The following is a 13,965-nucleotide window of genomic DNA, read 5'->3' as shown; positions in this document are numbered from 1 at the left end:
AAATGTGGTCATAAGATTTACGACGGTGAAGTGGTGCGCTCCCGCTGTGTAAAACTGCATGAAGGGGTGGCGCTTTGTCGGTGTAAGGAATGGGTTTGGGTGCCTGTTGGGTACATCCCTTTTTAGCTGTCTATACTCCTTTACCGCTCAACAATTCGATTGGGCGTTTTTATAAAGGAAAATTGGAAATGGCTAAAAAAACTAAGCAACCAAAAATTCAAAAGGCAGCAATTAAGAGACTTGCGTCTGAAAATGCAGAAATTATTAAACAGCTTGAAGTGATGGATGACCGCATGACCAGTGCGGAAAATAGACTAGGAAAATTAGAGAGAGAAAACCGTGACAGCAAGATTTTAAAAAATCATGAAAAAGGTCTTACAAATAAAGAGTCTGCAAATGAGCTTGATATATCTCCGTCCAGAGTTGGGCAGATCATTCGACAGCACAAACAAAATTAAAACGACACATCTCACCATTCTAATGTCGCCAAAACCCTGAGATTCTGGCATCTACCGAATAAGGCGTTTGAAGCCCGGCTATCCACTCTCCCACAAATGAGAGCAGGATAACCGGGCTTTTTTAATGCGCTCAAGGACTGTTACTGCAGACAGGTAGAGCCCGTGAACCAGAACCGTATTTTCCAGCTTTCCGAGTCCGGCCAGCATGAACGAATCCGTATGCTGGCGGATGCCGTGTCGGTGGACGCCGACCGTCGTCAGAGCTGGGTAACGGTCACCCGTGCCGGAAACTTCACCGATCCCCGTTATGGTGCCTTTGCCATTACCCGTCAGATGTTGTCTGAGATGATCAGCAACTTTACGTCGAATGTGTATGGGCAGGATATCGCCATTGATGTAGACCACAAGCCGGGCAATGGTGCCGCCGGTTACGTTCGTCAGTTGCAGCTGGATGGCAGCAAACTGAGAGCCCTGGTGGAATGGACCGAATACGGCATAGAGGCCATCACCAAAAAAGGCTTCAAATACCTGTCCGCCGAGTTCTGCGAGAACTTCACCGATAACGAATTCCAGAAACAACATGGCCCTGTGCTGCTGGCTGCCGGTTTAACGGTGCGCCCGGTGATCAAAGGCCTGGACGTTGTGCAATGTTCCGAATCGGATTCAGGCCAATACCCCACCCTGATCAGCGAACAACTGATAAAACAACTCCATGAGGAAGACACCATGAAATGGCAGCAGCTTATTGCAGCTCTAATGGCTTTTTGTGAGCCACTGAAACTCTCCGAAGGCGTTTTGAATTCGTTCAAAAAGCTGGCTGAAGACTCCCTGGCCGGCATCGAAGAAGAAGCCAAGGCCAAGCTCATTATTGAGAACATCAAATCCAGTGCAAAAACACTGGCCGAAGCACACCCCAACGCAACAAACGTCACCATGCAGCTATCCAGCCCTGCGGGTGTGACCGCTGAAGATGTGGTGCGTATTCTTTCGGAGCAGAGAACGGCAGAGGATAACCAGCGTAAACAGCTATCTGAAAAACTGGAATCCAAACAGAAGGTATTATCCGATACGGTCAACGCTGCCCAGGGCATTGAAGACGACGCAAAAGCCAGCCTCATCACGGAACTTTCCGAGCTGGTGACGGTGGACATGAGCGACGACCAGATTAAAAAACTGGCCGAACGTGAAATTGACCACAAGAACAAAGAGATTGCCCACCGCAAACTCTCTGAAATGGGCATCACCCTCAACTCGCCTTCTGGTCGTGTCCATCTTCAGGATGTACCAACCAACGAAGCAGCCAGACTGCAGAACATCCAGCATCAGCAACTGCGTAACACCAGTGCCTTCTATAACGGTCAGATCCGGTTGTCAGAAGATAAAGCATTGCCGGGCTTTGTCCGTGATGTGCTGAACCTGTTCGATGCCCAGCACAGCCAGCAGATCGGTATGGCGGTTCGCACTCTGTCTGAAGGCACCACCAATGTTTCCGACAGTAACCTGCCCATCGGCTTCCAGCGTGAAGTAATCCGTGAAGCACTGTCAGACCTGAATGTTCTGTCACTGGTCAGCACCTACACCGACGCCAGCGCCACGGCCACCACTCAGATTCCATACGAGCAGCGTCACACCGGTGGCATTGCCAATGATGGCATCGTCTACGAACGCTCCCCTATCCCTAAGGTGAAGGTGAGCCAGAAGATGGACCTGGCTTACATCAATGCCATGAAACTGGCGATCGATGTTTCCAACGAAGTGCTGCACTTCACCCGCACCGCTGGTATCAACTGGGATGCCTGGGGCCGTAACGTAGCCAGTGCCGCACGACTGGTGAAAGAACTGCTGTGCCGTCGTATTGCCAATGAACTTCAGCGTTGTGCTGATGCGTTTATGGCCATGTCTGTGACGGATGAAGGCATCACCAAAGAGGGCAACGTCTACAAGACAGATCACTTCCCGATTGTCCGTCAGCGTCAGGTGTTCGATCTGCAGGGCAATGCAGTGGGTCAGCCAGAAAACCCAATCGTGGTGAAAGACGGTTCTACAGAACTGAAACCATGGGACGGTTCCGGTAAGCAGCCATCTGGTCTGTATTACCACGTTGTGAATTACAACCTGGGCTATGTCTCCCTGGTTGATCAGGACGGTTCCATTGAAGACCCTACCGGTGCAGTGAAGATCAGCTACAGCTACTCCACCAACATCGTGAAGGTGGATGCGGATATTCCTGCCAATGTAGCGAAAGAGAAGCACCTGAACGGATTGATTCAGGCCATCTCTGCCCAGAAGGCCATGATGGCTTCCGGTCGCTACGTCACTCCCGACTTTGCGTTGATGAGCCCAACCCTCAACGACACAGCTACCAACGCTGAACAGTTCGCCATGAGCGCCAAGCGTGACGGCGTGAGCACCAGCGCCCAGGGAAACCTTGAAAAGATCAAGGGAATTGAAGCCTGGGGTACCAATGCACCGGGTATTGATCTGGGTGATGAACGTATCCTGCTGGGTCAGCGTGGTATTGCCAGCTACACCGTTGCCAAGCCGTGGAGTATGTCCGAGCCGGTAGAAGCCCGGGATGAGAACGGCAACCTCACCGGCGCCAAAGAGAGCTACGGCGAAGAGTACAACGCTATCCATGTACCGAAGCCACTGTACGACCGCTTTACCAGCGTCTTGTACTTCAGCTTCACCAACCGTTAAACGTCAACCCGATGGAACGGCCGCCGGTGACTTTTCCCCAGAGTCACCGGCCACTCCCTGACTGAATTCACAGCGATAGGAACAAACCATGCAGAAGGTGCCTTACCACAACAAGACCGAAAAACCGGTGCATATCGGTGCGGTCACCGTTCCACCCAATCAGACCCGAATGGTGGAATCTCAATACCTGCTGATCAAAGCCCGTGAAGATTTGCTGGAGACCACCGCAGCAGTCTGGAATCTGGAAGCGTTTGTTAAACAGAATCAGGAAACGGAAATCGCCCAGCTGCCAGAGCTGACCGATCAGCAACTGGAGCAGGTGGTTGCCCATTACAGCCAGAACACCCCACCAAAAAAACTGAAGCCTGCTCTGGAAGCGGAAGTTGTGACCCGTGAAGAAGCCCGAAAGGCGGATGAGTACGTTACCTCACTGGAAACCATGAGTGATGAAGAGCTAAAAGCAGAGCTTCTGTCTGTGGGGGACGACGAAGGCAAACTGGCACTGGTGCAGGATCAGCTGTCAAAGCGGAAGGAAGTATAAGTAATGGGAATTCTGGCCTCTGACCTGCGCATCAATGTTATTCAGCCGGTGTTGAAATCGATTGGTTTGTATTCATTGGCAGCGGAGAACCTGTTATTGGGCACCGCTGTACAGGAGTCTCTGTGCGGAAAACATCTGGTTCAGGTTCAGGGCCCTGCATTGGGTATCTATCAGATAGAACCGGATACCCATGATGATGCCTGGCAAAACTATCTGAATTTTCGCCATGAACTGGCAGGCAAGGTGCGTGGTTTTGCCTCCAGTGACTTTGATCAAAGCTCTGAAAACCGGCATCAGGAACTGGTGTTGAATCTTGGCTACGCCACCGCCATTGCCAGAATCGTTTATTACCGCAAGCCAGAAGCCCTGCCCGATGACCCGAATGATATAGAAGCCTTGGCACGGTATTGGAAAAAACACTACAACACCCCGCTGGGCAAAGGCACTACGGAAGAATTCGTCCGGAACTATAAGGATTTTGTCTGATGGAACCCATGGCCACTATTGCACTCGCCAAAAAACTTGCTGATGTCACCGGTGTTTCTGACTGGCTCGGTGATTTGCTCGGTGGCTCCAAAGCGGCGCAGGTTGCCGGAGACGTGTTAGACCTTGCATCAGGAATGACCGGAGAGAAGAAACCGGAAGATGCCCTGTCGGTTATTCAACAAGACCCAGCGAAAGCGTTTGAACTGAAAGAGCGATTACTCAGCCACAAAGAACGATTGCTTGAACTGGCAAACTCAGATCGTGCCAATGCCAGAGCCATGCAGGTTCAGGCGTTGAAACAGTCCGATCCTGAAGCACGTCTCTTTATTTACCGATTTGCATGGTTCTGGGCGGTGACCGTCTGCGTTTACCTTGGCGCCATTACCTTTATTGAAATTCCGAAAGAGAACATTCGATTCGCAGACAACATTCTGGGTTTTATCCTGGGAACCATTGTGGCGACCATTCTGCAGTTTTTCTTCGGGGCCAGTTTTCAGAGGAGTACCGAAGATGGCTGAGCATGGGAAACCACTCGTGAAGTACGACCCGACAGTAAACCTTGGAACATTGATACAACTCATCACGTTTATGCTGTTTCTGGTCGCTGGATACACAGTGATGCAAATACAAATTTCCCTCAATGCCAGTGCGATTACCGCCCTGAAAAACAAAGACGAAACCATTGAGGCGGAGTTTAAAACCTTTGAGTCCATTTACCGGGAAGACAGCAAGCATCTGCAGGAAAAACTGGGTGAGTTAAACGTCAATGTCACCCGGGCATTGCAGAAGCTGGAGAATCGTTAATGACCGCAACCATGTCACTGGAACAACTTACCGAGAGCCTGAAAACATCCCTGATGGATTCCGCTGGCCTGTTCCTTGACGAATTGCCCCAGCTGCTGACCATCGCTGCGGAAGATCTGGCAAGGGTGCGCCGTCGTACTCTGGTGGGTTCTATTCAGTTGCGCCTCGGTGAAGATATCTATCTGGCACCGGAAGACCTGATGGACTTCAAACTCAGCACCTGGGGACAACAGCAGCGCAAAACCATGAAGCCATGGCAGCCCGGTTATCCACGTCAGTTGCCTGATGTTTCCGTGATTGATGGTTCACCGAAATACCTTGTTCTGTCGTTTATTCCCACCGGTGGCCAGATTGGTTTGATGGGTACCGAATTCCGTTTCTTTTATTTTGCCAACCATCACATCGATGAAGATGGCAGCAAAACCACCGTATCTGAAAGTGAGCGTGGTCTGCTGCTGTTACGTGCCCAGGCAGAAGCCATGAAGTGGCTCTCCATGCGCAATGTTGATAAAACCGTCAGTGCCAAACATGCGGTGTCCGGTGCCAGTAAAGGCGGGGTGCCTGCGGCGCTCTATCGCATTCTGCTGGAAGACTGGGAACGGAGGGCATCATGCTGAAGCTTGATATCACTCTGGACGATGACCAACTGCAAAAAGCAGTACAGAAAGCACCGGGTGCTTTACGCCATCGGCTGAAAGCAGCGGTGAGCCGTGGTGCTGCAGAGTTGAGTCGGGATGCCCGAGGCTTTGCCCCCAAAGCATTTACCACACTGACCAACAGCATTCGCTCAAGGGTGGATGGTGAGCTGTCCCGTATCGTCGGCCCCAATGTGGATTACGGCGTTTATGTGGAAAACGGTGCAGGCCCCGGTGGTGCGCCCAGCCTGCAGAGCGTGTTGGATTGGGTGAGAGTCAAACGCATCACCCCAAATAATCCACAGCACGATGAACAGGATCTGGCGTTTATGATTCGCCGATCCATTGCACGTAAAGGCACAGAACCTCAGAAGTATATGGAACCTGCGGTGGATGCCAAACGGGATCGAATCACAGGCCTGATGCACAGTGCCGTGAGCAATGCACTGAAGGAGTCCGGTTTTGTCTGATTCCATGACCATCATTGACGAGATTCGCCAGTTCCTCACTGACCGATTGCCACACCGAAAAGTGACCGGCACCTGGAAAGATCGGGAGCAGTATCACCAAAAACTGAGAGAACAGGGCATCCACTGTGTGCTCTACCGTGGCGAAAACCCCGGAGACAACGCCTATCAGGGCAGTCTGAAATTACTGATTTATGGATTGATCGAACTCCATGCACGGGCAGAAGGCCACGAAGTGGAGCAACAGGAACTGGAACTGGTAAAGGAGCTGAAAGCCTTCAGCGAATCCGACGACGGTGCACTGCTATCCATTCGCAATATCGTCACCAGTATGCAGGTGGAAGCCCCTTGTGGGTGGTATGTGGCTGAGTGTGATTATGGACCGGTGGATTTGTCCGTTACGGACAATCGCTGGGACGATGGCAGTGATTCACCGTCTGATGTTTATGTGGGGCTGGAGCCAGAGATCGGTTTTGGCCATGAGGATGACTATATCCCTATGGATGAATTGATGGAGAGCAAAGATGATTGATCTCTCCACCATCCACCGTGCCCTGATGTCCATGATCCAGATCGGCACCATTGACGAGGTTCAGGCTGACCCACTGCGCTATCGGGTGACCTTTGATGAACAGCGCAAATCATGGTGGCTACGCCACGGTGAAAGACGAGCCCTGAAAGCCAGCAGCTGGGACCCTTACGAAAAAGGCGAGCAGGTATTGTGTCTGCTGCCCGGTGGGAATTGGGATGGTGTGATTATCTGCGCCATACACAGCGACCAGAACCCACAGCCGGAGAGTGACCTGGATAAGTTTGTACGGGATATGAAAGACGGTGCCCGTATTGAATACGACAGCAACAGTCATTCACTGAAAGCCACATTACCCAATGAAGGCACGGTAGAACTGGTGGCCAAAGGCGGCTTTCTGCTGGATGGGCCACTGGAAGTCACAGAAGACATCACCAGCCATAAAGAAGTGCGGGATAAAAAAGGCACCATGCAGTTAATGCGTGACCAGTACAACGGACACGTAAACGGCAATTCACCACCACCCGACCCGCAAATGTAAGGAGACAACCGGTGCAATTTAATATCGATGTTTTCAAGGCAGTCAAAGCGGGCGCCAGTGCGGTCAGCCCGGTGCCGGGTATTGCCAGCACATTGGCCGGTGACAGTGGCGATGTGGTAACCAAACTGAAAGCCCTGCCCATTGAAGGGCTGAGTGAACACATCACCACCATTGAACAGTGCCAGGGCACATTTACCAATTTCTCCAACCATGCACAGGATCAGGTGGATAACGCCATCCAGAGATCATCCATCGCCCAGACTGCGAAGCAGGTGGAATCTTATGTCGATCAGATTCCCCCAAGCTGTCTCAATACCGAAGCGATGATGGGTTCCATCACCGGTGCCGTGGATTCGGTGATGTCTGCCATTGGGGGCGTTATCGGGCAGATGTCTTCTGCCATCACAGATTTTATCAGTGGTTCCATGTCGGAATCGGAACTGGTGGCGATGATCGGCACCCTTGCCTCCGAACTGCAAGCCAGTGCCAGCGTACTGGCAGACAAGATCAAGGCAGAGTTGGAATTCATTGAAGAGGCCTTTGCCGCTCTGAAAAATATGAGCATGGTGATCAGTATCGAATCCATGTGGAACGACCCTTGCGGCCAAGCCGTGATGGACAAGGTGTTGCCCGACAACATCAAGGAGTTTCTCTGATGGCAGTGGGCATGGATCAGCACACCGGCAGAAAGCTCACCGGGCTGGAAGAACTGAAACAGCGCATCAACCGGTTATTCAAAACCCGCAAAGGCTCACTGCTGTTGCGCCGTAGCTGGGGTTCCAATATGCCGGAACTGATCGATGCCAAGGTGACCGATGATTTCAGGCTGGATATCTATGCAGAAACCGCTGCCACTCTGGCAGACCCGGCCAATGAGATTTTCGATGAATTCAAACTGCATCGCACGGTGCTCTCCGGTGATCTGGAAAATGGCGAGGTTGTGGTGGATCTGGAAGGTGAATACCTGGTGAATGGTGAGCTGGTAACACTGGAGGGCATACGGTTATGAGCTTTTCAGTGATTGATCTCAGCAAACTGCCGCCACCGAAAGCGATTGAAGAGCTGGACAGTGAGGCGATCTTTGCCGAGCAGATGGAAGACCTGCGCAACTTCGACCCTGAGCTGGCGGACAATATGCGGGTGGGCGATCCGTCCTATAACCAGCAACTGGTGATGACCGCCAGAGAACAGAAACTCAGGCAGCGGATTAATGAAGGTTTGCTGGCTGTGCTGCTGCCTTATGCCAAAGATGAAGATCTGGATAATCTGGCTGCTTTCTGGGATGAAGAGCGGTTGACGCTGGATGAAGGCGATCCGGATGCCATTCCGCCCAGACCGAAAGTGATGGAGAGTGATGATGCTTTCCGTTATCGCATTCAGCTCTCCATGGAAGGGCAAAGTAACGCCGGTACCGAAGGCGCTTACCTTTACCATGCACTCAATTCCGATGAACGGGTGAAATCCGCAAAACCGAAAAGCCCGGCAAAAGGTCAGGTACTGATACCGCTGCTTTCCCATGAAGGGGATGGCACCGCTTCAGCGGATTTATTGAGTGCCTCAACGACTTATATGATGCAGTCCCATGTACGGCAGATGACTGATGAACTCACTATCCAATCTGCTGAGATTATTGTCTACCGGGTTCGGGCAACCATTTATGTGGCACCGGGGCCGGGTGCGGATTCAGTGATTGAAGCTTGCCGTGAGGCGGTGAAAACCTATGTGGAATCACTCCATCGTATTGGTGTACTGGTTCCCCTTTCGGGTATTTATGGCGCACTGCAACAACCCGGTGTGGTGCGTGTGGTACTCCATGAACCGGATGCGGAAATCAGTGTGTCTGATCTTCAGGCGGCCTACTGCGCAGCCATTGAACTGACTCAGGAGGCGATATGACCGAACAGATATTGCCACCGTCAGCAACGCCACAGGAAAGAGCACTGGCCGCAGTCTCCGAACGGTTTGACCGCTTGCCGGTGCCCTATCGCCAGTTATGGAATGCGGATGAATGCCCCGTAGAGTTTTTGCCATTTCTGGCTTACAGCTTCAGCGTTGACCAGTGGGACGACAGCTGGCCGGAACACATTAAGCGCCAGACGGTAAAAGATGCACTTTACCAGCACCGCATCAAAGGCAGCCGAAAAGCGGTGGAAGATGCCATTGCCCATTTTGGTACAACGGCCTATATCACTGAATGGTGGCAAACAACGCCAAAGGGTGAACCGCACTCCTTCAGCGTGGATATTTCTGCCCAGGATAATGAGCGACAGTTGCCGGTTTATGAAATCAGTGGGCAGTACTTTATTTATGGCTCTGACCCAATTCCGATCAGAACGAGCAGGGTTTACAGGTTAAAAATAAAAACTCGAAAAATTGAAGGTTCCGGCCAGTTTTATGCTGGCGTTACCGTTTTGGATTCCGCCTATCAAGGAATCAATATTGGTGGTTATCCCCGAGTTCATTGTGCTGCTAAAGCCGTATCTGTTAGCCCTGTTGATGGTTGGGTGACGTTTGAAGGAGAAGTCTCCGGAATTGATATCACCGACAATTCATTCAGGGAAGGTACGGTTTATGTTCGACCACACTTTATTGTTAATTACTCTGGTAGTGGCTTGGCGCAAGTCGCAGAGGTTGAGCTGTGGGACTTATTTGATAACCAACAGTTGATAAGCAATCCATATTTTACTGAAGGGAAGTCTGGCTGGAGCCTCCAATTGGAAGGCGAGAGCGTTCCAGACAACGCACCGGGCACCATCACCACTGCTAATTTCCGTCCGGATTCCGATCTGCAAAACGACATTATCAGCGCCATCAATCAGGCCAAACCGTTACGCAGTGATTTTGAAGTCACCGTGGGCACCGTGCAGGCCGCACCGCTGGAACTGCAAACCCATCTACAGATTACCGTTATGCACAGGGGGTATTGGGAGTGAGTCTCGTTATTCACCAGAGCGGCATCGATGCCGCCATAAATGCACAGGCCAATGGCTTCAGTGGTGCCACGTTAAGTGATGTTGATCTGTTCAACGGCGCCACCAAAATCAAACGACTGCCCATGAAAGGGGTGCAGGTGATTGAACCTGGTCGAATCTATGTGGTCGCCATCGACAACACACCGGGCGAATCCTACGACATCACTAAAATGGAGTTTATCTGCGACACCGGCGAACTCTACGCCACCATGCAGCTGGACGACGGTGGTGTGATTCAGAGTAAAGGGCCAGATACCACCATGATGCTCTCGGAGCAGGTGAATATCAGTGCCGCACCCGGATCGGTAGCACCGTCTGGTGATGTGACGATGTATATGCCCCATGCCACTGAAACACTGATGGGGGCTTCGACCATTGCCAGTCAGGCGAAGGTGGATGCGGGTGAGGATGATCTGAGTTTCATTACTTCATTGAAGTTATGGAACTGGCTGAAGAAGAAGTTATCCAGTGCGACTAATTCCAGCAGTACTACAACGCCTGCTAATAGTGCGGCGGTTAAAGCTGCGATGGATGCGGGGACTCGTTCAGCCTCTGAGACGCAGGCTGGACAGATTGAAGTTGCTAATGATGCAGAAACAAAGGCTGGCATTGATAAGAAACGGGCGGTTGTACCGTATTATCTGAATAAATGGAAAGAGTCGTCTATCTTTCCCTCAGCCCCTCATGAACACGAAGTTGGAAGTATCAAGGGGCTTGGTGATTATATTGTGTCACGAGGTCAGAATGCTAATGGGCACTATGAAATTTGGGATACTGGAGTTATCCGCCAGTTTGGCTATGTGACATTCAATAGCACTATCGGGCATGGTCAGGTTGGTGGTTTTTTTCAACATGGATTGCCAGCAAGGCCATACCCTGTACCAATAACTGAAGTTATTGGTGGTATGGCTGTGCCGTCGATTGGTGGCGGTGGTGTTCAGTGGAATGTCTTGATCATGTTCCAACCAACAGCTGGAGGATTGGCGGGTTTATATCAAGCGTCAGCGCAGGTTTTGGTTGGAGCAAGCTTTTATTGGGAAGTGGTGGGGAGAGCCTAATGTGTTTTTATGACCCGAAAAACAACAGTTTGCCTCGATGGGATAAGGAGTTGAAAGAATTCATTACGGAGGGGTGTACCCATAAAGATGGTATGCCTGAAATGGCAAAAGAATGGTTTCTTCGTCCAGCCAGAGAAGGTTATGAATGGAAACCATCTGCAAAAGGTCCATGGCCAGAAGAAGTCCCAATCCCACCCCCAACCCCAGAAGAGCAGGAAAAACAAAAACACGCCCAATGGAAAGCCGACCGTCAGGCAAAAGTAGACGCCATTGTCGTAGAAATCGACGATATGCTTTTCGACGGTGACGAAACCAGCCAGTCACGTATGGCCAGAGCCGGAGCACTGGCAGAATCCCCCGATGAAACCATTCGCTGGATTCTGGCCGATAACACTGTAGCCATGGTCACCGCCGAGCAACTGAAACGGGCAGCCAGGGCAGCAGGGCTGGAACAGGAAAAGCTCTGGATTCCGGAAGAAATCGACCCATCCGGGCAAGAAATCAAACCGGCCCCCTAAAGCCGTTTGAACAGCAGTAACAACAAGCAGTAACATACACAAAAAGCCCCGCAGAAGCCGTTGAAGGTATTGCGATCTCAACGCTCACAGAGCAGGAGACAGCAATGTCACAATTCAGACACGGCATCTACCCCGCTACCGGTTCCGGTGGTGTGCGCCCCACAACCATTGCCCCGACCGCACCCATTGTCATGGTGGGTACCGCTCCCGATGCGGATTCGGAAGTGTTCCCAGAAAACAAGGTGATCATCAACCACGGCAGCATGACCATGATGGCCAAGCTGGATACCGCCGGAAATCGTCGTGGCACCTTGCTGCCCGCCATGGAAGTGATCTTTGCCCAGGCTCGGGCCATCATCGCTGTGATTGTGGTACCGGAAGGACAAACCGACGCCGAAACCCTCACCAATGTGGTTGGCACCATCAACGCCGATGGCACCAAAACCGGCATGGAGCTGATTCCCGATGTGCAGAACGTACTGGGCTTCAAACCCCGCATCCTGATTGCGCCGGGTTTCACCCATGAACAGTCTGCGGCGACCAAACTGCAAACCATGGCTGACCGCTTGCGTGGTTTTGTCTATTACGACTGCCCCGGCAACAAGGCAGAAGAAGCCCAGGCCTACCGGCAGAACTTTGCCAGCCAGCGTTTTGAAGGCTGCTGGCCACGGGTGATCAACGTCAAAGGTGAAGTGGTGCCCATGTCTGCCATGCAGGCCGGTATTCGGGTACTGAAAGACAACACCGTGGGCGAAGAGTTCTCCAGCTCCACCTCCAACCAGCGCATTAACGGCATTCTCGGCACCGATATTCCAGTGGATTACGTGGATGGCGACACCACCTGCACCGCCTACGTGCTGAACGCCAACCAGATCAGCACCGTAATCAACGACACCGGCTATCGCACCTGGGGCAACCTGAGCTGTTCCGATGATCCGAAGTGGCAGTTCTCCAGCCATGTACGCATCAACGACATCATTCTGGATGCCATTGCCGAAGCCCTGAAGTGGGCACGGGATAACAAGCTCAATAAAACCTTCGTTGAAGATGTGGTGGAACAGGTAAACGTCTTTCTGGCCGGACAGGTTCGTGCCGGTAATCTGCTGGGCGGCACAGCGTGGGCAGACCCTGATCTGAACACCCCAGACACCATCATTGCCGGAGAGTTCTATCTCGATTACGACTTCACCCCACCGGGCATTGCCCAGGCCATTGTGGTGACCAGTCACTTCATTAACGACTACGCCGAAAGCATCTTCTCCTAAGGGGACGGTGCTTTCCGGATTCATCACCAAGGAGAGCAACAACAATGGCACAGAGTATCCCAAAACTACTGGTGGATTACGCCTGGTATGCGGATGGACAGGGCAAGATCGGGCAGGCCACAAGTGTCAAACTGCCCCCGTTCCAGCAAGTGATGGAAGAGTTCACCGCTGGCGGCATGGCCGGGCATATCAACATCAATATGGGACTGTTTGAGCTGATGCAGTCCACCGTCACCATGGCGGAGTACGACCCGCAAATCATCAAACTGATGCGTTTTCGCAATGGCGAAGAGCGCAGCTTTACCTTCCGGGGTGCGCTGGCTGGTCGTGGCGCAGTAGAAAGCCTGGTGGTGAAGATGACGGCCCAACTCTCAGGCTTCGACCCTGACACCATCGAACGGAAAAAACAGAACACCCTGGAACTGACGCTGGATATCAGCACCATCAAGATGGAGCGCAATGGCGAAGTGCTTGTGGATATTGATATCGAAGGGGGCAAGTCCATTGTCGGCGGCGTGGATATGCGTGCCGGTATTAACGATGCACTGGGTATCTGATCCGATGGTACCGGCATGGGTGTCGGTACCAGAATTATTTTGTCATCAATGAAGGTAAACCATGAGCCAATTACGCTATCTGCCGATTCCGATCACGTTGCAAACCCCTGCCGATCTGGGTGGCAAACCGGTCACTGAGCTGACCATGCGACCACCCACCACAACCGATGTGATTGTGGCAGAACAATCCACCTCAACACCCTATGACAAGGACGTGTTGCTCTATGCCAACCTGACGGACACCACAGAAGAGTTTATTAAGTCACTGCCGTATTTCGATTACCTCCAGCTGGATAAGGCTTTCGAGCTTTTTCTTCTGCCCCTGTCGGAATTCTTAGGGCAGCATGCCTTGCTGTTGCCAAAGCGGCAGGGGGAAGCAGCCTCAGAGAACTTGCTGACCTCCCCATCCACGAACTGTTCAGCTGGCTGAAGGC

At 52.0% G+C, this 13,965-nt stretch carries 19 protein-coding genes; all 19 read left to right on the top strand.

Translation table 11 applies throughout. The annotated features are described in order from the left end of the window. Positions 1-95 precede the first annotated feature (95 nt). On the top strand, positions 96-458 hold the full coding sequence (locus J7438_RS07140; protein ID WP_209276007.1) for a hypothetical protein: 363 nt from the start codon (positions 96-98) through the stop codon (positions 456-458). Positions 459-620: 162 nt separating this feature from the next. Next, a complete protein-coding gene (locus J7438_RS07135) occupies positions 621-3,158 on the top strand; it encodes a phage protease (RefSeq protein WP_209276006.1) in 2,538 nt (845 codons plus the stop codon). 88 nt (positions 3,159-3,246) lie between these two features. Further along, the gene (locus J7438_RS07130; RefSeq protein WP_209276005.1) at positions 3,247-3,699 is read left to right on the top strand and encodes a hypothetical protein; all 453 of its coding nucleotides are present in this window, start codon (positions 3,247-3,249) and stop codon (positions 3,697-3,699) included. Between the two features lie 3 nt (positions 3,700-3,702). Next, entirely contained in the window at positions 3,703-4,185 is a 483-nt protein-coding gene (locus J7438_RS07125) for a hypothetical protein (RefSeq protein ID WP_209276004.1), read from the top strand. 8 nt (positions 4,186-4,193) lie between these two features. After that, entirely contained in the window at positions 4,194-4,703 is a 510-nt protein-coding gene (locus tag J7438_RS07120) for a hypothetical protein (RefSeq protein WP_209276003.1), read from the top strand. Further along, a complete protein-coding gene (locus J7438_RS07115; RefSeq protein ID WP_209276002.1) occupies positions 4,696-4,989 on the top strand; it encodes a hypothetical protein in 294 nt (97 codons plus the stop codon). Before J7438_RS07120 ends, J7438_RS07115 begins: the two co-directional genes overlap by 8 nt. Continuing rightward, positions 4,989-5,606: a hypothetical protein gene (locus tag J7438_RS07110; protein ID WP_209276001.1), complete on the top strand. Its 618-nt coding sequence runs from the start codon at positions 4,989-4,991 to the stop codon at positions 5,604-5,606. Before J7438_RS07115 ends, J7438_RS07110 begins: the two co-directional genes overlap by 1 nt. Beyond that, complete coding sequence (locus J7438_RS07105; RefSeq protein WP_209276000.1) at positions 5,600-6,094, top strand: HK97 gp10 family phage protein; 495 nt, start codon at positions 5,600-5,602, stop codon at positions 6,092-6,094. The genes J7438_RS07110 and J7438_RS07105 overlap by 7 nt, the downstream gene beginning before the upstream one ends. After that, the gene (locus J7438_RS07100; RefSeq protein WP_209275999.1) at positions 6,087-6,623 is read left to right on the top strand and encodes a hypothetical protein; all 537 of its coding nucleotides are present in this window, start codon (positions 6,087-6,089) and stop codon (positions 6,621-6,623) included. The genes J7438_RS07105 and J7438_RS07100 overlap by 8 nt, the downstream gene beginning before the upstream one ends. After that, entirely contained in the window at positions 6,616-7,161 is a 546-nt protein-coding gene (locus tag J7438_RS07095) for a phage baseplate assembly protein V (RefSeq protein ID WP_209275998.1), read from the top strand. The genes J7438_RS07100 and J7438_RS07095 overlap by 8 nt, the downstream gene beginning before the upstream one ends. Positions 7,162-7,172: 11 nt before the next feature. Continuing rightward, on the top strand, positions 7,173-7,817 hold the full coding sequence (locus J7438_RS07090; RefSeq protein WP_209275997.1) for a DUF7217 family protein: 645 nt from the start codon (positions 7,173-7,175) through the stop codon (positions 7,815-7,817). After that, positions 7,817-8,170 carry a GPW/gp25 family protein gene (locus J7438_RS07085; protein ID WP_209275996.1) on the top strand — a complete coding sequence of 118 codons (354 nt, stop codon included), beginning with the start codon at positions 7,817-7,819 and terminating at the stop codon, positions 8,168-8,170. Before J7438_RS07090 ends, J7438_RS07085 begins: the two co-directional genes overlap by 1 nt. Next, positions 8,167-9,057 (top strand): baseplate assembly protein, encoded by an 891-nt coding sequence (locus J7438_RS07080; RefSeq protein ID WP_209275995.1) that lies wholly within the window; start codon positions 8,167-8,169, stop codon positions 9,055-9,057. Before J7438_RS07085 ends, J7438_RS07080 begins: the two co-directional genes overlap by 4 nt. Continuing rightward, positions 9,054-10,094, top strand: coding sequence for a phage tail protein I (locus J7438_RS07075; protein WP_209275994.1), 1,041 nt, complete (start codon positions 9,054-9,056; stop codon positions 10,092-10,094). The genes J7438_RS07080 and J7438_RS07075 overlap by 4 nt, the downstream gene beginning before the upstream one ends. Continuing rightward, on the top strand, positions 10,091-11,191 hold the full coding sequence (locus J7438_RS07070) for a hypothetical protein (RefSeq protein ID WP_209275993.1): 1,101 nt from the start codon (positions 10,091-10,093) through the stop codon (positions 11,189-11,191). The genes J7438_RS07075 and J7438_RS07070 overlap by 4 nt, the downstream gene beginning before the upstream one ends. Positions 11,192-11,241: 50 nt before the next feature. Beyond that, complete coding sequence (locus J7438_RS07065) at positions 11,242-11,709, top strand: DUF4376 domain-containing protein (RefSeq protein WP_209275992.1); 468 nt, start codon at positions 11,242-11,244, stop codon at positions 11,707-11,709. Between the two features lie 104 nt (positions 11,710-11,813). Further along, entirely contained in the window at positions 11,814-12,974 is a 1,161-nt protein-coding gene (locus tag J7438_RS07060) for a phage tail sheath C-terminal domain-containing protein (protein WP_209275991.1), read from the top strand. Positions 12,975-13,018: 44 nt separating this feature from the next. After that, on the top strand, positions 13,019-13,531 hold the full coding sequence (locus J7438_RS07055) for a phage major tail tube protein (protein WP_209275990.1): 513 nt from the start codon (positions 13,019-13,021) through the stop codon (positions 13,529-13,531). Positions 13,532-13,592: 61 nt separating this feature from the next. Further along, positions 13,593-13,961 (top strand): phage tail assembly protein, encoded by a 369-nt coding sequence (locus J7438_RS07050; protein WP_209275989.1) that lies wholly within the window; start codon positions 13,593-13,595, stop codon positions 13,959-13,961. The last annotated feature ends 4 nt before the right edge of the window (positions 13,962-13,965 follow it).

Source organism: Thalassotalea sp. G20_0, assembly GCF_017744175.1.
Taxonomy (GTDB): Bacteria; Pseudomonadota; Gammaproteobacteria; order Pseudomonadales; family Endozoicomonadaceae; genus Endozoicomonas.
This window is presented reverse-complemented; position numbering and strand designations above follow the sequence as displayed.